The sequence below is a fragment of the Microbacterium jejuense genome, assembly GCF_039544225.1.
Taxonomy (GTDB): Bacteria; Actinomycetota; Actinomycetes; order Actinomycetales; family Microbacteriaceae; genus Microbacterium; species Microbacterium jejuense.
Genome location: NZ_BAABLG010000011.1, coordinates 18072 through 38495, shown reverse-complemented (window position 1 = coordinate 38495; position 20424 = coordinate 18072). Strand labels below are relative to the sequence as shown.

20 protein-coding genes are annotated in these 20424 nt (G+C 72.7%); 7 read left to right on the top strand and 13 right to left on the bottom strand.

Annotation, left to right across the window (positions count from 1 at the left end):
* Window positions 1–92 precede the first annotated feature (92 nt).
* The 11 genes from msuE to ABEA46_RS17130 all read right to left on the bottom strand — a co-directional run bounded on the left by msuE (window position 93) and on the right by ABEA46_RS17130 (window position 12470).
* Window positions 93–728 carry an FMN reductase gene (gene msuE, locus ABEA46_RS17180; protein WP_345546208.1) on the bottom strand — a complete coding sequence of 212 codons (636 nt, stop codon included), beginning with the start codon at window positions 726–728 and terminating at the stop codon, window positions 93–95.
* Complete coding sequence (locus ABEA46_RS17175) at window positions 725–1360, bottom strand: alkylhydroperoxidase domain protein (RefSeq protein ID WP_345546206.1); 636 nt, start codon at window positions 1358–1360, stop codon at window positions 725–727. The genes msuE and ABEA46_RS17175 overlap by 4 nt, the downstream gene beginning before the upstream one ends.
* Window positions 1357–2001, bottom strand: a complete 645-nt coding sequence (locus ABEA46_RS17170) for a CMD domain protein (protein WP_345546204.1) — start codon at window positions 1999–2001, stop codon at window positions 1357–1359. Before ABEA46_RS17170 ends, ABEA46_RS17175 begins: the two co-directional genes overlap by 4 nt.
* A complete protein-coding gene (locus ABEA46_RS17165; RefSeq protein WP_345546202.1) occupies window positions 1998–3044 on the bottom strand; it encodes a putative FMN-dependent luciferase-like monooxygenase in 1047 nt (348 codons plus the stop codon). The genes ABEA46_RS17170 and ABEA46_RS17165 overlap by 4 nt, the downstream gene beginning before the upstream one ends.
* Window positions 3041–4687, bottom strand: coding sequence for a dipeptide ABC transporter ATP-binding protein (locus tag ABEA46_RS17160; RefSeq protein ID WP_345546200.1), 1647 nt, complete (start codon window positions 4685–4687; stop codon window positions 3041–3043). The genes ABEA46_RS17165 and ABEA46_RS17160 overlap by 4 nt, the downstream gene beginning before the upstream one ends.
* Entirely contained in the window at window positions 4684–5637 is a 954-nt protein-coding gene (locus tag ABEA46_RS17155) for an ABC transporter permease (protein WP_345546198.1), read from the bottom strand. The genes ABEA46_RS17160 and ABEA46_RS17155 overlap by 4 nt, the downstream gene beginning before the upstream one ends.
* A complete protein-coding gene (locus ABEA46_RS17150) occupies window positions 5634–6611 on the bottom strand; it encodes an ABC transporter permease (protein WP_345546196.1) in 978 nt (325 codons plus the stop codon). The genes ABEA46_RS17155 and ABEA46_RS17150 overlap by 4 nt, the downstream gene beginning before the upstream one ends.
* A gap of 13 nt (window positions 6612–6624) precedes the next feature.
* Window positions 6625–8265 (bottom strand): TIGR04028 family ABC transporter substrate-binding protein, encoded by a 1641-nt coding sequence (locus ABEA46_RS17145; RefSeq protein WP_345546194.1) that lies wholly within the window; start codon window positions 8263–8265, stop codon window positions 6625–6627.
* 291 nt (window positions 8266–8556) lie between these two features.
* Complete coding sequence (locus ABEA46_RS17140; RefSeq protein WP_345546192.1) at window positions 8557–9975, bottom strand: NtaA/DmoA family FMN-dependent monooxygenase; 1419 nt, start codon at window positions 9973–9975, stop codon at window positions 8557–8559.
* Window positions 9972–10832 carry a sulfurtransferase gene (locus ABEA46_RS17135; protein WP_345546190.1) on the bottom strand — a complete coding sequence of 287 codons (861 nt, stop codon included), beginning with the start codon at window positions 10830–10832 and terminating at the stop codon, window positions 9972–9974. Before ABEA46_RS17135 ends, ABEA46_RS17140 begins: the two co-directional genes overlap by 4 nt.
* Before the next feature lie 180 nt (window positions 10833–11012).
* Window positions 11013–12470: a hypothetical protein gene (locus ABEA46_RS17130; protein WP_345546188.1), complete on the bottom strand. Its 1458-nt coding sequence runs from the start codon at window positions 12468–12470 to the stop codon at window positions 11013–11015.
* 216 nt (window positions 12471–12686) lie between these two features.
* Here ABEA46_RS17130 and ABEA46_RS17125 point away from each other — a divergent pair, with 216 nt between their 5' ends.
* Window positions 12687–13328 carry a hypothetical protein gene (locus ABEA46_RS17125; protein ID WP_345546186.1) on the top strand — a complete coding sequence of 214 codons (642 nt, stop codon included), beginning with the start codon at window positions 12687–12689 and terminating at the stop codon, window positions 13326–13328.
* A gap of 155 nt (window positions 13329–13483) precedes the next feature.
* On the opposite strand, the gene ABEA46_RS17120 is transcribed toward ABEA46_RS17125, so the two are convergent.
* Window positions 13484–15613 (bottom strand): RecQ family ATP-dependent DNA helicase, encoded by a 2130-nt coding sequence (locus tag ABEA46_RS17120; protein ID WP_345546184.1) that lies wholly within the window; start codon window positions 15611–15613, stop codon window positions 13484–13486.
* A gap of 66 nt (window positions 15614–15679) precedes the next feature.
* Here ABEA46_RS17120 and ABEA46_RS17115 point away from each other — a divergent pair, with 66 nt between their 5' ends.
* The 6 genes from ABEA46_RS17115 to ABEA46_RS17090 all read left to right on the top strand — a co-directional run bounded on the left by ABEA46_RS17115 (window position 15680) and on the right by ABEA46_RS17090 (window position 19903).
* A complete protein-coding gene (locus ABEA46_RS17115) occupies window positions 15680–16021 on the top strand; it encodes a DUF6412 domain-containing protein (RefSeq protein ID WP_345546182.1) in 342 nt (113 codons plus the stop codon).
* 89 nt (window positions 16022–16110) lie between these two features.
* A complete protein-coding gene (locus tag ABEA46_RS17110; RefSeq protein ID WP_345546180.1) occupies window positions 16111–16863 on the top strand; it encodes a YidC/Oxa1 family membrane protein insertase in 753 nt (250 codons plus the stop codon).
* Between the two features lie 116 nt (window positions 16864–16979).
* The gene (locus ABEA46_RS17105) at window positions 16980–17612 is read left to right on the top strand and encodes a SipW-dependent-type signal peptide-containing protein (RefSeq protein ID WP_345546178.1); all 633 of its coding nucleotides are present in this window, start codon (window positions 16980–16982) and stop codon (window positions 17610–17612) included.
* An 8-nt stretch (window positions 17613–17620) separates the two neighbouring features.
* Window positions 17621–18256, top strand: coding sequence for a hypothetical protein (locus ABEA46_RS17100; protein WP_345546176.1), 636 nt, complete (start codon window positions 17621–17623; stop codon window positions 18254–18256).
* Between the two features lies 1 nt (window position 18257).
* Window positions 18258–19463 carry a signal peptidase I gene (locus ABEA46_RS17095; RefSeq protein WP_345546174.1) on the top strand — a complete coding sequence of 402 codons (1206 nt, stop codon included), beginning with the start codon at window positions 18258–18260 and terminating at the stop codon, window positions 19461–19463.
* On the top strand, window positions 19460–19903 hold the full coding sequence (locus ABEA46_RS17090; protein WP_345546172.1) for a hypothetical protein: 444 nt from the start codon (window positions 19460–19462) through the stop codon (window positions 19901–19903). Before ABEA46_RS17095 ends, ABEA46_RS17090 begins: the two co-directional genes overlap by 4 nt.
* 24 nt (window positions 19904–19927) lie before the next feature.
* Here ABEA46_RS17090 and ABEA46_RS17085 read toward each other — a convergent pair whose 3' ends face one another.
* On the bottom strand, window positions 19928–20392 hold the full coding sequence (locus tag ABEA46_RS17085; RefSeq protein ID WP_345546170.1) for a DUF2871 domain-containing protein: 465 nt from the start codon (window positions 20390–20392) through the stop codon (window positions 19928–19930).
* Window positions 20393–20424 lie beyond the last annotated feature (32 nt).

The following is a 20424-nucleotide window of genomic DNA, read 5'->3' as shown; positions in this document are numbered from 1 at the left end:
ACCGGGCAAGACGCGCGCGAGAGCGTTTCATGACGGGCACCGGAAGGACGGGTGGATGCCGGCGGCCGAGGTCGCCGGCATCCACCCGCCCCTCACCAGGTCGCGACGTACTCGGACCGCCGCACGAGGGCGGCCTGCTCGACGAGCGGCAGCGAGCGGTCGACGGCCTGCACGACGCGACGGGCGACCTCGGGCGAGCTCAGCCGGTAATCGGTGAAGTCGCTGTTGGACGCGTACACGCCGATGGGCAGGGTCAGCGCCTGGAAGAAGCCGAACAGCGGGCGCAGCTGGTGCTCGATGATGAGCGCATGGCGTTCGCCGCCGCCGGTCGCGGCCAGGAGCACCGGCGTGCCGACGAGGTCGTACTGCCCGACGAAGTCGAACAGGTGCTTGAAGAGCCCGGTGAACGAGGCTCGATATACCGGGCTGGCGACGACCAGCAGGTCGGCGGCCTCGATTGCCTGCAGGGCCTGCTCGACCTCGGGCGCGACGTCTTCGCGGCGCAGCGCCCCGGCGAACCCCGGGCCGAGGGCAGCGACCTCGACCAGCTCGGTCTCGGCCGCGACGCGCTCGGCGACACCGGCCAGGATCGTGCGCACGAGCGCCGTGGTGCGGCTGGGCTCCTGCAGCGACCCCGACACCCCGACGACCCGCAGCGGCCGCAGCGGCTCGCCCGGCAGGGCGGCTGCCCCGGCCGCCGTGGCAGCCGCGAGCTCGACGGCGCTCACGACGCGTCCTCCGGAGGCGCGACCGGGCGTCCGATCGAGAGCATCAGCCGGTTGGCCCAGTTGAAGAACGCGGCGCCGTGGATGACGTCCGAGATCTCCAGGTCGTCGAGGCCCGCCGCGCGCAGGCGCGCCACGTGGGTCTGGTCGAAGGCCAGCGGGGTCGCGGTGAGCGCGGCCGCGGCGGCGACGATCGCGTTCCACCGCTCACCGAGGTCGGCGTCGATGCCCTCGGCGAGCAGCCGGTCGACGAGCTCGGGCGACTTCGAGAAGTGCGTCGCGAACCGCGCGTGCACCGAAGCGCAGAACACGCACCCGTTGACGCGCGACGCGGCTGTCGCGGCCAGCTCGCGCTCGGCCCGCGGCAGGCCTTCGGCGGTGTTGTAGAAGATGTCCTTGTCGACGAGCGTGCGCGCCCGCAGGATCTCGGGGTCGCGCGCCAGCAGCCGGAAGTAGTCGCTCGACGCGCGCGGCCGGTCGACGAGGCCGTCGTAATGGCGTTCGGTGAGCTCGTCGACGGGCAGCGGCTCGAGCCACGGCAGCCACCCGACTTCGGCACGCGTGAACGCGTGGGGGTGCGGCGCGTCGTGCGTCAGGACGACGGCTCCGGTCGCTGCGGTCGTGGTGCCGGTCATGCGGAGACCTCCTCGGGGGATGCGGACGTTGCGACGGGTGCGGCGACGGACGGTGCGAGCGCGCGGAGTCCCGCGACCACGCGCTGCTGGAACGCCAGGAACGACACCAGCTGCGACAGGGTCACGATGCCGTCGGCGCTCCAGCCGGCGTCGACGAGGCCGGTCTGGGCTGCGGCATCCGCCTCCCGCGGCCGGAACGTGAGCAGGTGCGCGTGCGCGAGCGCGGCGGCGAGGCGCTCCCCCAGCGCATCGCGGGCCGCGATGCCGGGCTCGTAGCGCCGCCCGTCAGTGCTCTCGCCGACGAGGCCGTCTTCGCGATAGGCCCCGAACGGCCCCGCGGTGGCGGCGGCGGATGCCTCGGCCAGGACGATCTCGGTCCGACGGGCGTCGATGGCGGTTGCGGCGTCGGCGTAGGAGGACGCGGTGGTGTCGTCGGCGGTCGAGCGGGTCGCGAACGCGGCGACGAGCACGCGCTCGTCGAGCGGGAAGGCGGCGTCGTCGAGCGGGGCGAACAGTGCGTCGTAGCTGGCCTGCAGCTGGTCGCGCGTGACGGGGCGACGGCGGCGCAGGGCGTCGAGCGGGTCGCCGGCGCGGACGCCGACGAGGTCGTCGACGACGTCGATGAGCTCTGGGGTGGTCATGAGGTCTCCTTTCCGAGACGGCCGAGGGTTTCGAGGGAGCGGTCGCGATCGGCCCAGCCGAGCGCCGGGGCGACCTCGGTGGCGAAGAGCTCGATCGAGCGCAGCACGAAGTCGTGCGGGGCATCGACCGAGTGCACCTGGAAGGCGACCTCGGTCGCCCGCGACAGGGTCGAGTCGGCCGCGAGCGACGCCGCGACCTCCTCGGGCGTGCCCAGGTGCGTGTCGGTCGCGGCGATGAGGTCGTCGAGCGCGTCGTCGGGCAGGTGGTGCCCCGAGCGCCGCAGGCCCTCTGCCGCGCGTCGGAGCCCGACCTCGGCGAACCGCAGCGCGTCGGCGCGTTCGTCGGCGACGAAGACGGTGCGGGATGCCGTCACCCGCGGTGCGACGCCGTCCGGCAACGCCTCCACGTACCTGTCGATGATCGGGTGCTGCAGCTCGGCCAGGCTCGCGCCGAGGGCGTCCGCGGGACGCGGCTGGGTGCGCGAAAGCAGCAGTCCGTGGCCGTGGACGCCGGCCCGGGTGCCGCCCGCGGGCGAGAACGTCGCCTGCCAGACGCGGTCGGCGAGGCCTGCGGCATCCGGGTACAGCGTGTTGCCGCCGCCGATCTCGCGACCGGCGAGCGCGTCGAGCAGGAGTGCGAGCTTCTCGTCGTACACGGCCGCCTTCGCCGTGACGTCCTGTCCGAACGGCACGAACGACGACGGCGTGCCGCCGCTGCCGAGCCCGAGGTCGATGCGTCCGCCCGACAGCAGGTCGGCGACGACGGCGTCCTCGGCGACGCGGACCGGGTCCTCCAGCGGCAGCGTGACGACACCGGTGCCGAGTCGGATCTCGCTCGTGGCCGCAGCGACGTGCGCGAGGAACACGAACGGAGACGGAAGTCCGCCCTCCGCCGCGCGGAAGTGGTGCTGCGCGACCCAGGCCCGCCCGACACCGAACCGCTCCGCATGACGGATCTGGTCGGTCGCGAGGCGGTACCGCTCGGCCGCGGGGGCGTCGTCCAGCAGGCGCGTGAAGAAGGCAAGGGTGGGTGCTGCGGTCATGCCGCGACCTCCGATCGTCCGGGCACGGCCTCCAGCAGCTCGCGCGTGTACTCGTGGGTGGGGGCCGAGAAGAGGTCCTCGGTGCTGCCGGTCTCGACGACCCGGCCGCGGCGCATCACCGAGACGGTGTGGCTGATGCGCCGCACGACGGCGAGGTCGTGCGAGATGAACAGGTACGTCAGGCCGAGCTCCTGCTGGAGCGACTCGAGCAGCTCGAGGATGCGCGCCTGCACTGTCACATCCAGCGCCGACACCGCCTCGTCGAGCACGACGACGTCGGGGCGGATGGCGAGGGCCCGGGCGATCGCGACCCGCTGCCGCTGCCCGCCCGACAGCTCGCGCGGCGAGCGCTCGTGCACGTCGGCCGGCAGTGCGACGCGATCGATCAGCTCGACCGCCCGCGCGTGCCGCTCGGCGCGGGTGCCCTCGCGGAAGTTGTGCAGCGGCTCGGCGACGATCTGCGCGACGCTCTGGCGCGGGTCCAGCGACGAGAACGGGTTCTGGTACACGAGCTGGATGCGCCGTCGCAGCTGCCGCAGCCCCTCGCCGCGCAGCCCCGCGATGTCGGCGAGGTCGCCGGACGCGTCGGCGAGCTCGATGCGGCCGGCGTCCGGCTGCAGGAACCGGGTCACCAGGCGTGCTGTGGTCGTCTTGCCCGACCCCGACTCCCCCACCAGCGCATGCGTCGTGCCGCGGCGCACCTGGAACGACACGTCGTCCACCGCGCGGAACGCCTCGCGCCCCCGCACGCCGAACTCCTTCACGAGCCCCTCGGCCACGATCGCGTAGGGGTTCTCGGCGGCAGCGGCTGCGGCATCCCGGATGAACAGCGGCGGCGCCGGACGACGGAAGTCCTCCGTCGCGAGCGCCGGAGCGTCGGCCAGCAGCTGCCGGGTGTACGGGTCGGACGGCGACGAGAGGATGCCGGCACTCGGCCCCTGCTCGACGACCCGGCCCTGGTTGAGCACGACCAGCCGCTGGGCGCGATCGGCGGCGACACCGAGGTCGTGCGTCACGAGGAGCACCGACGTGCCCTCCTCGCGGCGGAGGTCGTCGATGAGGTCGAGGATGCGCCGCTGCACCGTCGCATCGAGCGCGCTCGTCGGCTCGTCGGCGATGATCAGCCGTGGCCGCAGGGCGATCGCGGTCGCGATGAGAACGCGCTGGCGCATGCCGCCCGACAGCTCGTGCGGGTACTGCCGCGCCCGCAGTGCGGGGTCGTCGAGCCCGACGCGGTCGAGCAGTTCGAGCACGCGCCCACGACGGGCGGCGGCATCCCGGACACCGTGCACCCGGAGGATCTCGCCCACCTGCACACCGATCGGACGCACCGGATCCAGCGATGACACCGGGTCCTGCGGCACGAGGCCGACCTGCGCGCCGCGCACACCGCGCAGGCGCTTCTGGTTCCAGCCGGCGATGTCGACGCCGCCGAGCGCGATGGAACCGCCGTCGACCCTGCCCCCCTCGGGCAGCAGGCCGATGAGGGCATGCGCGGTGGTCGACTTGCCCGAGCCGGACTCGCCGACGAGTGCCACGACCTCGCCCTCCTCGACCGTCACGTCCACCCCGTGGACGACCTCGCGCCGGCCGGTGCGGGTCTGGTACGACACTCGCAGGTCCTGCACCTCGAGCACGCTCATCGCGTTCCCCTTCCGATGGACTGGCTGATGCGGTTGGCGCTGAGCACCACGACGAGCACGACGAGGCCGGGCAGCGTCGTCAGCCACCACGCCGTCGCGACGTAGTTGCGGCCCTCGGCGATGAGCAGACCCCACTCCGGCGTCGGCGGCGGAGCGCCGTACCCCAGGAAGCCGAGGGTCGAGATCGCCAGGATCGCTCCACCGAACTGCAGCGCGGCGAGCCCGACGACGGCGGTGAGCGAGTTGGGCAGCACGTGCCGCCGCAGCACCGAGACGAACGACCCGCCGCTGCCGAACGCCGCCTCGACGTAGTCGGTGCGCCGCACGCGCACCACCTCGGACCGTGACAGCCGCGCGAACGACGCGACGCTGCCGATGCCGACCGCGATCGCCGCGTTCACCGTGCCGAACCCCAGCAGGATGATCACCGACAGCGACAGGAGCAGGCCCGGGATCGACAGCAGCACGTCGACGACCCGCATCAGCAAGTCATCGAGCCAGCCGCCCACGGAACCCGCGACGACGCCGAGCAGCGTGCCTGCCGCCAGGCCGACGGTCACCGCGATGAGCGCGCCGGACAGCGAGTGGATCGCGCCGTACACGACGCGCGCGTACAGGTCGCGGCCGATCGCGTCGGTGCCGAACCAGTGCTCGGCGCTCGGCGGCAGCAGCTTCTGCGCCGGCACGCCGTCGATCGGGTCGTACGACGTGAACAGCCACGGCACCGCCGCCCACAGCACGGCGATGACGATCACCGCGACGGCGACCACGAGGGTCCACGAGGGGCGTCGGCCGCGCGCGAACAGCCGCGCGGCCGACGAGCGCCGCGCCGGCTGTCCGTCGAGAGCGCCCGCGTCGCGCGCGACCGGGTCGAGGACGGTTCGGGATGCCTCGTCCCGCGCGCTCTCGGCGGTGGCAGCATCTGCTCTTTCGCTGGTCTGCGTGCTCATGCGGAGGCCTCCTGGAGGACGGGGGCGGAGGACGGACGTGCGGAGCGCGAACCGCGACGCAGCCGCGGGTCGAGGACCGGGTAGAGCAGGTCGACGATGAGGTTGACGACGACGAAGGTGAGGGCCGCGAGTACGACGATGCCCTGCAGCACCGGGATGTCCTGGCTCGAGACCGCCTGCTCGGTGATGCGGCCGATGCCGGTGCGGCCGTACACCGTCTCGGTCACGACCGCGCCGCCGATCAGCTCGCCGAACAGCACGCCCGCGATCGTGAGCGTCGGCAGCAGCGAGTTGCGCGCCACCGAACGCCACAGCACCCACGACGGCGACGCGCCCTTGGCGCGCACAACTGTCACGAACGGCTGCAGCTGCACGTCGTCGATGCTGCGGACGAGGATCTGCGCGAGCGGAGCCGAGATCGGCACGGCCAGCGTGATCACGGGGAGGATGAGCCCGACCGCCGGATCGGCGGCGACGATCGGCACCCAGCCGAGGCCGAACGAGAACACCTGGATGAGCAGGATCCCGAGCCAGAACACCGGCACCGCCACGAACACGCCCGGCAGCGCCTGCAGCCCCTGCCGCAGCCAGCCGAACGGCGACAGCGTCGAGAGGAACGCGATGGCCGACGCGATCACGGCGGCCAGCGCGAAGCCCAGGCCGGCGAGCGTCGCGGTCGCCGGAAGCGCCTCGCCGATGAGCTGCAGCACGGGCGTGCCGTACTGGGTCGAGTAGCCGAAGTCGCCGGTCGCATACCCCGACAGCGTCGCCCAGTACTGCTCCCACCACGACGAGTCGGCGCCGTATGCGACGCGGATCTGCTCGATCTGGTCGGCGCTCAGCCCGAGCGACGGATCCTGGTACTTGATCAGGATCGCGTCGCCCGGCAGCAGCTGCAGCAGGATGAAGGTGGCCGTGAAGGCCGCGATCAGAACGATCGCGGCCTGCCCGGCGCGTCTCAGCGCGTGGCTCATCGGCTCTGGTGTCCTACTTCTTCTTGTCGAGCCACACGTCGTAGAACAGCGGACGTGCGACAGACTCGAACTCGATGCCCTTCACGTACGGCGCGGCGCCGTAGACCTGGGGCTCCTCGAACAGCGGGATGACATACGCCTGCTCGGCGAGGTAGTCCTGCACGGCCTGCGACGCCTTGACGCGGGCGTCCGGGTCCGCCGTGGAGGCGACGGCGAGCAGCAGCTCGTCGAGCTTCGCGTCGTCCGACAGCAGCGTGTTCCGGTTCTTCGTGTAGTACTGGCTCTTGATGACGTCGAGGTCCGCACGCCCGACCATCGAGTGGTACAGCGGGGTCTTGAGCGGGTCGGTGATGTCTTCGGCGTAGCTGCCGGCATCGGCCGACTTCACGTTGAGCTCGACGCCGATCTTCTTGAGCTGCTGCGACACGAGCTCCAGGGTCTGCTTCGACAGCGGCTGTGCCTTCGCCTCGTAGACGTCGAGCGACAGGCGCTGGCCGTCCTTCTCGCGGATGCCGTCGGCGCCCTCCTCCCAGCCGGCCTGATCGAGCAGCTTCTCGGCCTTCTTCGGGTCGTACTCGTAGTAGTCCGACTCGTCCTTGTAGCCGAGGGCGGTCGAGCTCAGGGCCGACGTGGCGCGCGGGTAGTTGCCGGTGAACACGGTGTCGACGACCTCCTGGCTGTCGACGCCGGCGACGAGCGCCTGGCGCACCTTGATGTCGCTGAGGATCGGGTTGGTGAAGCGCAGGCTCAGCGAGTTGTTCACGCCGCGGGTCTGCGGCGCGTACAGGTCGAAGCCGCCGGACTCGACGCGGGCCTCGTCGAAGGCCTGCACGTAGCGGATGTAATCAGCCTGGCCCGACAGCAGCGAGCCGATGCGCACGCTGTCTTCGGGCGTGACGATCAGGTGGATCGTGTCGAGGTACGCGCGGCCCTGGTGCTCCGAGCTCGGGGGCGCCCAGTCGTAGTCGTCGCGCGCTTCGAGCGTCAGCTCGGTGCCGAGCTTCTCGTCGGTGATCGTGAACGGACCGGTGCCGATGATGTCGGCGGCGTTGCCGGCGCCGAACTCCTCCAGCGTGCGGTCGAGCGTGGCCGGCGACAGCAGGCCGGAGTTGATGGTCGACGTCGCCTGCAGGAAGCCGGGGGCCGGAGCGCTGAAGCGGAACGTCACAGTGTCGGCGTCGACGACCTCGCTGGACGCGTAGTTGTTGATCGCCTCGGACACGGTGAGCCCCAGCGCGGGGTTGCCGAGTCCGTAGGTGTCGAAGTTCTTCGCGACCGCGGCGGCGTCCAGCGGCGTGCCGTCCGAGAACGTGACGTCGTCGCGCAGGTCGAAGGTGTACTCCGTCGCGTCGTCGTTCACGGTCCAGTCTGTCGCCACCCACGGTTCGATCTCGAGCGTCTCGGGGTTCTGCCAGGTCAGGCGCGCGGTGATGTTGTTGACCAGGCCGCCGTTCGGATAGAAGCCGGCCTGCGGCGGGTACAGGTTCGTGTACGTCTGGTACTCGAGGTACGTGAGCGCGCCGCCGGTGACCGGCTCTCCGGTGGCGTCCCCGCCGGAGGCGGCGGGCTGCTGTGACGCGCAAGCGGTGAGGGATGCCGCGGCGACGAGCACCGCGACGGCACCGGCGAGGACTCGCGATGCGGGACGGGACATGTGGTTCTCCTGGGGTTCGGGAAGGGTGCGGCAAGGTGTGTGTGGGCAACGCTAGGGATGCGGTGCGGGATGCCGCCGGCCGAGGCGTCACGGCGGTTCACCCGCCGCAAGGCGGAGTCACCGTGGTTCACGCGGCGTAACAGAGACGCACCCCCTGCTCGTTGAGCGAGCGAAGCGAGACGAAACGTCGCGAGCCGCCCGTCGGACTCAGCCACCCGCGCGACGTATGCGAAGGGGCTGATTCTCGAGAGCGTCCCACCGCGTTTCGTCTCCGCTCGTTCCTCGCTCCGCTCAACGACCAGGTGCCGCGACCGCCTCGACGTGCGCGAGTCGAGGGGCCCCCAGCGACAGCCGCTCGCGCAGCGTGGCGCCCTGGCGTCCGATCAGCCCTCGACGGCGGAGCTCGGGCACGGCGAGCGCCGTGAACGCCTCGAACTGCGCCGGCTGGAAGGCCGACAGCACGTTGAACCCGTCGGCCGCGCCGGCGTCGCGCCACAGCTCGAAATGGTCGGCGATCAGGGCGGGTCCGCCGACGACGAAGTTCGCCGGCACGGCGTGCGCCGCGATCAGGTGCCGCCACGTGACGGGATGGTCGCCGCCGAGGTCGCGACCGGTCCGGGCGCGCACGGTGTCGAGCGTGCGCGCAGCCGCCTCGCCGAATGCTGCGGCGAGCGCCGCCGGCACCGGGTCGTCGACGGACGCCGCCCGCGCCGGATCGTCCGGTGCGACGTCCGCCACGTCCAGGAATGACGCGAGGGACCGGTTCGTCGGGAAGCCGGGGCGCTCCGCGTGGCCGGACGCCCCGTCGTCCAGGGGGACGAGCAGCAGCAGGCGGTCGACGATCGCCCGGGCCGCGGCATCCGTCTCCGCCACCACCGGCAGCACCGGCACGATCACCTTGAGGTCCTCGGGATCGCGACCGGACGCCGCGGCCAGCGCCCGCAGTTCGGCCCGGGTGGCTGCGGCCACCGCCGGGTCGCCCGCCGCGATGAGTGCGAGGTCTGCCTCGGTGGCGGCGAGCGCGCGCGAGCGAGGCGAGGTGCCGGCGTGGACGATGGGCGGATGCGTCTGCGGCGGGCGCTCGACGTTCAACGGCCCCTCGACGCGCACCTGCGTGCCGTGCAGCGACGCCGTCCGCAGCCGGTCGGCGTCGATCAGCACGCCGGTGTCGGGATCGGCGATCCAGGCGCCGTCGTCCCACGACTCCCAGAGCAGCCGCAGCGCGCGCACGAACTCCTCGGCGCGGTCGTACCGCGTCTCGTTGTCGGCGTGCACGTCGCGGCCGTGATTCGCGGCCGCCCGCGGCTCGGCACCGGTGACGAGATTGACCCCGGCGCGTCCGCCGGTGAGCAGATCGAGGGATGCCGTCGCCCGGGCCGTCGCGTAGGGGTCGGCGTACGTGGAGTTCACGGTGGCGATGAGCCCGATGCGCTCGGTGATGCCCGCGAGGAACAGCACGGCGCTCACCGGATCGATGCGCGCGAGCAGGTAGGGGTCGCGGAACTCCAGGTCGGGACCGGTGGCGAGCCAGTCGCCGAAGAACAGGTAGTCGAGGTCGGCGCCCTCGGCAAGCTCTGCGATGCGGCGCAGCACGGCGGCGTCCGTCCGCGGGTCGCTGTGCGCACCGGGGTGCCGCCACCCCGACGGATACGCACCGAGGGTGCGCACCATCGCGCCGACGATGAGGGGCCCGGTGGCGGCATCCGTCATACCGGCACCACGTCCAGCGAGGGGGCCGAGCCGACGGCGGCGAGGCGGCCGCGCGAACGCGACCACTGGCTCCACGAGCCCGGGTAGACGACCACGTCGATGCCGGCGAGGGCGCCCGCGAGGGCCGTGTGCGTGGCGGCGATGCCCGAGCCGCAGTACGCGGCGACCGAGACGCCCTCCGCCACGCCCGCCGCGGCGAACTCGGCGCGGATCTCGTCCGGCGAGCGGAACCTGCCGGCGGTCAGGTGCACCGTCGTGGGCAGGTTCACCGCACCCGGGATGTGTCCGCCGACCGGATCATGCGGCTCGGAGTCGCCGCGGTAGCGGTCGGGCGCGCGCACGTCGAGCAGCAGTCCGTGGTCGGGCCATTCCTCGACACCGTCGATGTCGGCGACGCCCTCGGTGATCTCGTCGAGCGCCACGTCCCCCGGCGGCCGCGGCAGCACGTCCCCGGTGTCGAGGGGCAGGCGTTCGGCGAGCCACCCGCGCAGACCGCCGTCGAGCACGCGCACGTCGGCGATGCCCGACCGCGTCAGCACCCACCATGCGCGCGCCGCGGCGACGGAGTGCACATCGTCGTATGCGACGACGGTGTCGCCCTCGTGGATGCCCCACCGGCGGGCCGCGGCCTGCAGCTGCTCGCGGGACGGAAGCGGATGCCGCCCCTCACGCGGATCGCCGCGCCGGGCCAGCTCGTGGTCGAGGTCGACATACACGGCGCCCGGCAGGTGCCCGTCGAGATATGCAGGGCGCCCTTCGGGCTGGTCGAGACGCCAGCGCACGTCCAGGATCCGTGGCGGGGTGCCGCTGCGGATCACGTCGGCGAGCTCGGTCGGCGAGATGAGTGGGGAAGGCATGGTGTCATGCTGTTCCGCCTTGCGCGCACCGGGAACGGTGTGACGACACACGCTGCGATAGAGCGTCACATGCCGCGATACGGCGTCACGCGGCGTCACACGCGGTCACGGTCCCGACGCAGCTCCGCGCTGCCGGCCATGGGGACCGCCCTCCGGGAGACTCCCGGAGGGCGGTCGCGGTCACTTCACGGTCGAGGTGCTCGCCGAGGTCTTCGACACCGACGCGTAGGCGGCCTTCTTGCCGGTGACGGTGACCTTCAGCGTGTGGCCCTTGTCGGCGGAGCGGATCGTGTACGTCGATGACGTCGCACCGCTCACCTTCGTCCCGCCGCTGTACCACTGGTAAGAGAACGTCGTACCCGCCGTCCACGTCCCGGGTTTGGCGGTCAGCTTCGAGCCGACCTTCAGCGTGCCCGAGATCGTCGGCGTCGAGGCCTTCAGCGTCAGCAGCGGCACCGACTTCGCGCTGCTCGTCATCGACTTCGTGCTGTACGCCGTCTTCCTGCCCGTGACTCTGACCGACACCTTCTTGCCCGCATCAGCGGTGGTGAGCTTGTAGGTCGTTCCCGTGGCGCCGCTGATCGCGGCGCCGTTGCGCAGCCACTGGTACGAGAGCGTGACGGGCTTCGGGCCCCACGTACCCGGCACGGCGGTCAGCGTCGACCCGACTTTGACCGTGCCCGACATCGTGGGAGCCGGCGCCGTGAGGATCCCCCGCACCGTCAGCGAGTACTCCTTGCCTCGCACGACCCGCCCGGTGCGGAAAGAGGAGTCCACCATGATGTACACGTTCCCGGCGGGTGCCGTGAACGTCTTGGCGCGCAGCGCCGCTCCCTCGCAGTCGCCGCCCTGCGGCGAGAAGGTCCACAGGTAGCCGGCGGTGGTGTGCACCTCGATGTCGTAGAGGTCGCTGCCCGCGCCCAGGTCGCACGCGAAGCGGAAGTCGATCGTGAGCTTGGTCTGGGCGGGCACCGAGAGCCGGTAGTAGTCGGCGTCCAAGCCCCACACGCTGGATCCGTACAGCACCGACCCCTTGGTCGTACTGCCGAGCGTGATCGCGTCCGCGGTCGCAGAGCTGCTGTTCGGCTCCGATTCGGATCTCACCGCGGTGGATTTCACCGCGAGCGTGTAGGGCTGGCCGCTCCAGATGTAGCCACTGCCGAACCCGCTCACGCGGGCCTTGAGCGTCAGGTAATGGTTGCCGGCTCCGACGAAGATCGCAACGCTGCGCAGGCGACTGCCGTTGTAGTCGGTGGCGCTGACCGTCTCGTTGTCGATGGTCGTGCCGTCGGGCCCGGTCAGCGTGAGCTGGAAGGAGCCGTCGAGCCCGAGCGCGTCCGAGAACCGCAGGTCGATCGTGAGCTTGCCCGACGCCGCGACCGCGATGCGGTAGACGTCGCAGTCGTAGAAGGTGTTGTCGCAGTCCCCCGTCGTGCGGAACGAGGCGTTCACCGTGGTCGACAGCGGCAGGCTCTGGGCCTGCGCGGTGGTCGCGTTCGGCTCCACCTCTGACACGGACGCGGCGTGCGCGGGTGGCGCCGTGAGCAACGACACCAGGAGCGCGAGCGCGAGCCCGAGCACCCCCACCCAGACGGCGCTGATGCGTGCTGCGGGCGCGCGAAGAACGTCGTCTTGCATGCTGATCTCCCCAGATCGGTGGTCCATCCCCAGTGACCCATGCGGTCTGTGCCACACAGTAGCGGCGCCGTGCGGCCCGCCCTCGTCCTCGTTCGCAAAGAAACGATGAAGAAACGCCCAGGTTCTCGCGAGGCGACGGTCGCGGTCACCCTCAGCGAGTGACGCGGCCGGCGACGGCGGGCCCCTACGATCCGTGCATAACGTCAGGAGAAGTGGATGCCGCAAGCCCAGGTTCCTCGCCCGGATCGACGGCGCGGTCTGCGCGCACGGCGCGCGATCGCGGGTCTCGCGATCGTCACGGCGGTGAGCCTGCTCGCCGGCTGCGGCGCCGGCGTCTTCCCGACGCCGACGAACGTGCCGACCGCGCTGCCGACGGACCTGCTCCCGAGTCGCAGCCCGTCGCCGGCGCCGACTCCGACGCGCACCCCGACGCCCGAGCCGACGCCGACTCCGACGCGCACCGGGATCCTGCCGCTGCCGACGCCCACCGCGGCGCCAGAGCCGACTCCGACGCCCGAGCCCACGGTCGCCCCCGAGCCGGAGCCCACCGTCGCCCCGGAGCCGGAGCCCACGGTCGCCCCGGAGCCCACCATCGCCCCCGAGCCGGAGCCCACGGTCGCCCCGGAGCCCACGGCCACGCCGACGTCCACCCCGGCGCCGAGTCCGACGCCGACCCCCACTCCGACACCCGCTCCGACACCGACACCGACACCCACCGCGGAGGCAGCCGACACCGACGTCTCGCCGGCGAGCTGGGTTCCCTGGGTCGTGCTGCTCCTCCTGCTGGTCGGCGGCGCGGTCACGTACCTGATCGTGCGCCGCCCGAGGCGCCACGGCCCGCCCCCGACCGGTCGTTGAGCGAAGCGAGGAACGAGCGGAGACGAAACGCGGCAAGACGCTCTCGAGAACACGACCCCACGCGGAGTCGGCGGAACAAAGAGAGTCATCCCTGCTGCTCGCGACGTTTCGTCTCGCTTCGCCCGCTCAACGACCGAGATGGGTGCCCATCTAGGTCAGCCGCGCAGCGCCAGCGCGAACGGCAGCACTGCGGACGCCCCAGCACGACGCAGCTCGCGGGCGGCGACGGTGAGCGTCCAGCCGCTGTCGACCCGATCGTCGACGAGCAGCACCGGGCCGGGCGGCACGTCGAGCCCGGCCGCCGACAGCCGACCCCACAGGCCGGCGACGCGGAAGGCGCTGTTTCCGCCGGGCTGCCCCGTGGGCCCGCCGTCGACGAGGTCGAGCGTGCCCAGGAACGGCAGGCGGCCGACGTCGGCGATGCCGCGAGCGAGCGAGTCCACGAGGAGCGGCTTCGTCCGCGACGGCAGCGCGACGACCGCGACGGGCCTGTCGCTCCACCCCCAGTCGGCGAGCACCCGTACGCACGCGCCGAGAACGTTCTGCGGCACCGGCTGGTCGGCGGCGCCGGCGGCGAACAGGTCGCGCATCGCTCCGCCCCAGCCGAGATCGGTGAGGCGGGCGAGCGCGCGTCCTTCGCTCGCCTGCTCGTCCGCCGGGATCCGGCCCCTGACCGCGACGCCGAGGCGGTCGGCGCCGGTCGGCCACTGCCGCCGGGGTTCGATCGGCACGCCGACGCGGTCGAGCGCGGCGGTGGCGGCATCCGTCGCGTTCGCGGCGATCTCGGTGGGGAACCACGCCCCGGCGCAGTTGTCGCAGCGGCCGCAGGGCGCCGCGGTGTCGTCGTCGAGCGAGCGCTGCAGGAACTCCATGCGGCAGCCCGAGGTCTCTTCGTACTCGATCATGTGCTGCTGCTCGGCGATGCGTTCGGCCGCGATGCGCCGGTAGCGCTCTTCGTCGTACGCCCACGCCTGGCCGGTCGCGATCCAGCCGCCGCGCACGCGGGCGACCGCGCCGTCGACGTCGAGCACCTTGAGCAGCAGCTCCAGCGGGGTGCGCCGGATGTCGACGATCGCCTCCAGCGCGGGCGTCGAGAGCGGCCCGCCCGCCTGTGCGAGCGCCGAGATCACCCGCTCGGCGCGGTCGCGGTCGGGCATCGACGCCGTCGCGAAGTAGTGCCAGATGTCACGGTCCTCGGCGCCGGGGAGCAGCAGCACGTCCGCCGAGTCCGTCGCGCGGCCGGCGCGGCCGACCTGCTGGTAGTACGAGACGGGCGATGAGGGCGCCCCCAGGTGCACGACGAAGCCGAGGTCGGGCTTGTCGAATCCCATGCCGAGCGCGCTCGTGGCGACCAGGGCCTTGACCCTGTTGTCTTTCAGCAGCGCCTCGGACTCCTCGCGTTCGTCGGTGTCGGTCTGCCCGGTGTAGGCGCGGACGTCGTACCCGCGTTCGCGCAGCAGCCGCGCGGTGTCGTTCGCGGCCGCGACGGTCAGGGCGTAGATGATGCCCGACCCCGGCAGGTCGGCGAGGTGACTGAGCAGCCAGGCGAGCCGGCTGGGCGAGTTCGGCAGCCGCAGCACGCCCAGCCGCAGCGACGCACGGGCGAGCGGCCCGCGGATGGTCAGCACGCCCGGCGACGCCGGGCTCGCGGCATCCGCTCCGTTCCCCGCGTCGAGCTGCTCGGCCACGTCGGCGACGACACGGCTGTTCGCCGTGGCGGTGGTGGCGAGCACCGGCACACCGGCGGGCATGCGCGCGATGAGGTCGCGCAGGCGGCGGTAGTCGGGGCGGAAGTCGTGCCCCCAGTCGCTGATGCAGTGCGCCTCGTCGACGACCAGCAGGCCGATGCGGGCCACGAGCTGGGGAAGCTGCTCGTCGCGGAACGACGGGTTGTTGAGCCGCTCGGGCGATACCAGCAGCACATCGACCTCGTCGGCGTCGAGCTGCGCGAGCACGTCGTCCCACTCGTGCGCGTTCGTCGAGTCGATCTTCACCGCGCGCACCCCGGCCCGCGCGGCCGCCGCGATCTGGTCGCGCATGAGGGCGAGCAGCGGAGAGACCAGCACCGTCGGCCCGGCGCCGCGGCGGCGCAGCAGCAGGGTCGAGACGAAGTAGACCGCGGACTTGCCCCACCCGGTGCGCTGCACGACGAGCGCACGGCGCCGGTCGTCGACCAGCGCCTGGATCGCCTCGAACTGGCCGTCGTGGAAGTCGGCGTCGTCGCGGCCGACGAGCGCGCGCAGCACCTCGAGGGCCTCGGTGCGGGTGTCGGTCGTCGCTGTCACGCGTTCCACCCTGCCTCATGCCGCCGACACGCGCGTGCTACCGTGGCCGCGACGGAGGGAGGCCCCGTGTTCGACGCCATCGGCACCACGCTGCGCGCCCTCGTCGAGGTGCTCACGGCCGTGCTGCGCCCCGCGATCGAGCTGATCGCCGCCGTGGCCCGTCCGCTGTTCGAGACGGCTCCGCTGACCGCCGATGCGGGCGCACTGGTGCTCGCCGCGACACTCGTCGCCGCCCTCGCGGTGCTGGCCGTCGCGATCGCGCTGTTCCGCGCCCCGGCCCGCACGTCCTCCTCGGGTGCGCACCCGCACCGGGCGATCTCCGACGCGACGCGCCTCACCGCATCGCACCCCGACGCGCCGGGCCACTCCCGTCCGCGCGCACCCGGTCTCGCGGCCCCGGCCGCGTAGCCCACCGCGCACGTCCCCGCCGAGCGGGCGTCCGCCGGTGCCTTCGTGGCCGCATGCCACGACACGACACCGGACGAACGGACACACCCTTGGACCTCTACGCCTTCCCACCCATCGCCGCGATCCTCGACGCGGCCTATGCCCTGCTCATGCACCTCATCGCGCTGCTCGAGCCGGTCGCCGGAACCGCCGCAGCTGCGGCATCCGTCATTCTTCTCACCCTGCTGGTACGCGCCGCCCTCATCCCGGTCGGCATCTCGCAGGCCAAGGCCGAGCAGACGCGCAGCCGGCTCGCGCCGAAGCTGCGCGAGCTGCAGAAGCGCCACAAGCGCGACCCCGAGCGCCTGCAGCGCGAGACCATGAAGCTGTACGCCGACGAGAAGACGTCGCCGTTCGCGGGCTGTCTGCCGATGCTCGCGCAGGCACCGGTGGTGGCGATCGTCTACGCGCTCTTCCTGCACCCCGCGATCGCCGGTCACGCCAACACGCTGCTGACACAGCAGTTGCTCGGCGTGCCGCTCGGGCTCAGCGCGGTCGGCGCGGCGGCCTCCGGCACGGCGACCCTCGCGACGGCAGGCGTGTACGCCGCCGTGATCGCGGTGATCGTCGTGGTCGCCGAGCTGACGCGGCGCGCGTTCCGTCCGCCGGTCGACGCATCCCCGGAGGCCTCGCCGCTCGCCGGCGCCGGCATGGCACGCGTCGCGGGGGTCCTGCAGTTCACGACAGCCGTGTTCGCACTGTTCGTCCCGCTCGCCGCCGCGCTGTATCTCGCCACGACCGTCGCGTGGACGCTCGTGCAGCGGATCGCGCTGCGGCGGCGGTTCCCCCTCGCGACGACCTGAGAGACGACGTAAACCCCCTTGAAATCACCTGGTCAGCCTCATATCCTGGCGCCACGCGGTCGGGGAGGACCACCGCCCTGGGGACGAACGAAGGTCATCTCACAGAAGGGCTGGACATGAACCTCTCCCCACAGCCGACCGCGCCCGCGGACGGCCGACGCTCAGACCGGCGGCGCATGCTGCTGGCGATCCTCGCCGGCGGTGTCGTGCTCGGCGTGGGCACCGCCGTCACCCTCGCCGTCTGGAACGACTCGGAGTTCGCGACCGGGACGTTCTCGTCAGGGCAGTTCGACCTCGAGGGGAGCATCGACGGCACGGCCTTCGACAGTTCGCCCGAGAGCCCCGGCAAGACGCTCACGTTCGCGCTCGATGCCGACACGCTCTCACCGGGCGCCGTCGTGTACGCGCCGTTCGCCGTGCAGCTGTCGACCGACTCCGACTACTCGGCGGCCGTGACGCTCGCGCAGTCGATCTCGGGAGCCATCGGCGAGAGCCTGACGTACTCGGTGTACGACGTCGGCGACACGTTCGGAGCGACCTGCTCGGCCGAGACCCCGCCGACCGGTACGGCGCTCGTCGCCGACCGCGCGGCGACGGCGACAGGGACGGTCGACGCGTTCGACGTGACCGCGGCGGCCACACCGGTGAACCTGTGCTTCGTGGTGACCGCCGGCGGCGGCCTGCCGCAGGGAGCCGCGGGCACCGTCACGTGGCAGTTCACCGGCACGTCCGGCGATCCGCTGCCCTGAGCCGCCCCATGGAGACCAGACGCGACCATCGCCGGCGCGTCCGCCTGCGGCGCCTGCGCGTGCTGCTGGCGGCCGGGCTGGTGCTCGGTGCGGGGACGATCGCCACCCTCGCCGCGTGGACCGGCACCGAGAACGCCACCGGCAGCTTCGGGGCGAGCATCTTCGCGACCGAATCGCAGAGCCAGGGGTCGCCCACGTACGCCGGTCACCCGACCGCTCCCGGCGCGACCCTCACGTTCAACGCGACGGCCATGTCGCCGGGCACCTCGTTCTACGCGTGGGTCAACATCCGCACCACGGCGGCGTCGACGGTCGGCGGCACGGTGATGCTGACGGCGGCGACGCCGAGCGGCGGGCTCGCCCCGGCGCTGCAGTACCGCGCCGTGCGACTGACCGGGCCGAGCCCCGGCGCCGTCTGCGACGCCACGGCGTTCTCGGGCTCCCCGGTGTTCATCGCGGGCGCGGCGGGGACCTACCTCGCGGTGTCGCAGGTGCCCGGCACGCCGGTCGCCAGCAGCATCGGCGCCACCGGTGCGCAGCTCGGCTTCTGCGTCGAGGTGCGGATCGCCCCGGGCTCGGCGGACTCCTACCAGGGGCAGACGGCGACCGCGACCTGGACGTTCACGGCGACCTCGGCGAGCTGACATGACTCGGAGCAGAGCGGCACGGCGCGGCTTGACGGCGGTCGCCGACGGCGCCCTCACGGTGGCGGCGGTGCTCGGCACCGTCTGCATCGTGCTGGCGATCGCGGCGGCGCTGTTCGACGTACGCATCGTGCTGTTCCGTACCGGCTCCATGGAGCCGACGATCCCGGCGGGGTCTGCGGCCGTCGTGCGCGGCATCCCCGCGTCGGACGTCGAGGTGGGCGACGTCGTGATGGTCGAGCGCGAGGGCGAGCTGCCGATCACGCACCGGGTGGTCTCGGTCGCGGCGGTCCCCGCTGCGGGGGATGCCCGCAGCCTCACGATGCGCGGCGACGCCAACTCGACCGACGACCCGGCGCCGTACGAGGTGACGCACGTGCGCCGGGTGCTGTTCTCGGTGCCGGGCGCGGCGCCCGCGCTCGCGGCCGCCGGCTCGCCATGGGTGCTCGGCGGGCTCACGCTCGCGGCCACCACCCTGATCGTCGTCGTGTTCTGGCCGCGCCGCGGTCGCCGGGAGGCGGCATCCACCCATCCGGCGCCCGGCGACGACCCCGGCGACGACGCCACCCGCCGGGCCCGTCGCGCCACCGGGGTCGGTGCCGCGATCGTGCTCGTGGCGGGCGCCGCGGTGTTCGGCACCGCACCGCCCGCCCGCGCCGCGCCGGTCGGGACCGAGACCATCGTGCAGGGCGAGGTGATCCGTCTCGTCTCGATCGAGTCCGCCCGGATGCGCACGCTCGCGCCGGGAACGGCCGCCGTCTGGCAGGTGGGCGTGTCGGCGGATGCCGCGACCCCCGGCCGCATCGCGGTCGCACTGGAGGGCACCGCCGCCGCACCCGCCCCGCTGCGCCTGGAGGTGCGCGGCTGCCCGACGCGCTGGACCACGGACTCCTGTCCCGGATCGGATGTGCTCGTGGCGGACGCGGCGGTGCCGACCGACGGGACGTCGCGCGTGCTGCAGACGATGCGCGACGATGCGCAGCTCTGGCTGCGGATCGTCGTCTCGATGCCGTCCGACGCCGGCCCGGCCCTTCCCGAGGTCCTCCTCACCGTGCGCGCGACCGGCGCCGGCGACACGGTGTCGACCGGTCCGGGCGGCGAGCTCGCCGGCACCGGCCTCGACACTCGACCGAGCGCCGTGGCCGTGGGTGTGGTCCTCCTCGCGATCGGCGCCGGAGCGGCGCTGCGGTTCCGGAGGCGGACGTGATCCGCCCACGGCGAGGCCTGGCGACGGCGCTCGCGCTGGCCGGTCTGCTGGGCGTCGCGATGCTGCAGCCGGCGCCGACCGAGGCCGCGTGGGCGCGCACCGAGGTCGCGAGCGGCACCGCGCTGCAGGCGGGCACGGTGGCGCCCGTGACCCAGATGAGCTGCACGGCGGGCCTCGGTCAGCCCGTCGCCTTCACGTGGACGGCGCCCGCCGGCGGCCTCGCGCGCACGGGCTATCGCTGGACGGTGACCGGCGGACTCGCCGGCTCGGGCACGCTCGCCGCCGGCGCGACGACCGTCAGCCTCGGCAGCGGTCTGCTGGGCATCGGCGCCGGGACGTTCTCGCTCTCTGCCGTCGGTCCCGGGGGCTGGGCGTCGGTGGCGAAGACGGGATCGCTGTCGTTCACGACGGGGCTCCTCTCGACCTGCTCCGTCCCGTGACGACCGAACCGGGCCGCCCCGCCGTCAGCCCTGCGCCGCCGCCGCGACCTCGGCCCGCGGCATCCCTTCGGCCGAAGGCTGCGCGCGTCGCAGGGCGGTGCCGAGCGCCAGGAAGAGCAGCACCATGCCGGCCGAGAGGAGGATGTGCCCCATGCCCGCGATCCCGGCGATCGCCTTCGACGACTCCTGGCCGAGCACCGTCAGCGACCCGTGCCAGATGAGCATCGCGGAGGTCACCACGACTCCGGCGTTGTAGACCCAGAAGAACCAGCCGAACAGCTTCGACCGCGACAGCGCGAACACCTTCTCGAGCACGAGAACGATGAGCAGGATGATGAAGCCGAGGGTCAGCAGGTGCGTGTGGGCGAGCCCGAGCTGCGTGAACCGCCCCTCGGGGAAGTCGTTGAGCTTCGTGAACTCGCGGTAGAAGAGGCCGGAGGCGACCCCCAGGATCATGTAGCCGAAGGCGGCGTAGTAGAGCTTGCGCATGGCGTTCCTCTCGATCGTCCCTTCCAGCGTCG

Bases quoted from the DNA above. Each gene is read 5' to 3' on its own strand.
- ABEA46_RS17175 (WP_345546206.1), bottom strand. From the start codon at position 1,360: ATGACCGGCACCACGACCGCAGCGACCGGAGCCGTCGTCCTGACGCAC.
- ABEA46_RS17170 (WP_345546204.1), bottom strand. From the start codon at position 2,001: ATGACCACCCCAGAGCTCATCGACGTCGTCGACGACCTCGTCGGCGTC.
- ABEA46_RS17165 (WP_345546202.1), bottom strand. From the start codon at position 3,044: ATGACCGCAGCACCCACCCTTGCCTTCTTCACGCGCCTGCTGGACGAC.
- ABEA46_RS17160 (WP_345546200.1), bottom strand. From the start codon at position 4,687: ATGAGCGTGCTCGAGGTGCAGGACCTGCGAGTGTCGTACCAGACCCGC.
- ABEA46_RS17155 (WP_345546198.1), bottom strand. From the start codon at position 5,637: ATGAGCACGCAGACCAGCGAAAGAGCAGATGCTGCCACCGCCGAGAGC.
- ABEA46_RS17150 (WP_345546196.1), bottom strand. From the start codon at position 6,611: ATGAGCCACGCGCTGAGACGCGCCGGGCAGGCCGCGATCGTTCTGATC.
- ABEA46_RS17145 (WP_345546194.1), bottom strand. From the start codon at position 8,265: ATGTCCCGTCCCGCATCGCGAGTCCTCGCCGGTGCCGTCGCGGTGCTC.
- ABEA46_RS17140 (WP_345546192.1), bottom strand. From the start codon at position 9,975: ATGACGGATGCCGCCACCGGGCCCCTCATCGTCGGCGCGATGGTGCGC.
- ABEA46_RS17135 (WP_345546190.1), bottom strand. From the start codon at position 10,832: ATGCCTTCCCCACTCATCTCGCCGACCGAGCTCGCCGACGTGATCCGC.
- ABEA46_RS17130 (WP_345546188.1), bottom strand. From the start codon at position 12,470: ATGCAAGACGACGTTCTTCGCGCGCCCGCAGCACGCATCAGCGCCGTC.
- ABEA46_RS17125 (WP_345546186.1), top strand. From the start codon at position 12,687: ATGCCGCAAGCCCAGGTTCCTCGCCCGGATCGACGGCGCGGTCTGCGC.
- ABEA46_RS17105 (WP_345546178.1), top strand. From the start codon at position 16,980: ATGAACCTCTCCCCACAGCCGACCGCGCCCGCGGACGGCCGACGCTCA.
- ABEA46_RS17100 (WP_345546176.1), top strand. From the start codon at position 17,621: ATGGAGACCAGACGCGACCATCGCCGGCGCGTCCGCCTGCGGCGCCTG.
- ABEA46_RS17095 (WP_345546174.1), top strand. From the start codon at position 18,258: ATGACTCGGAGCAGAGCGGCACGGCGCGGCTTGACGGCGGTCGCCGAC.
- ABEA46_RS17085 (WP_345546170.1), bottom strand. From the start codon at position 20,392: ATGCGCAAGCTCTACTACGCCGCCTTCGGCTACATGATCCTGGGGGTC.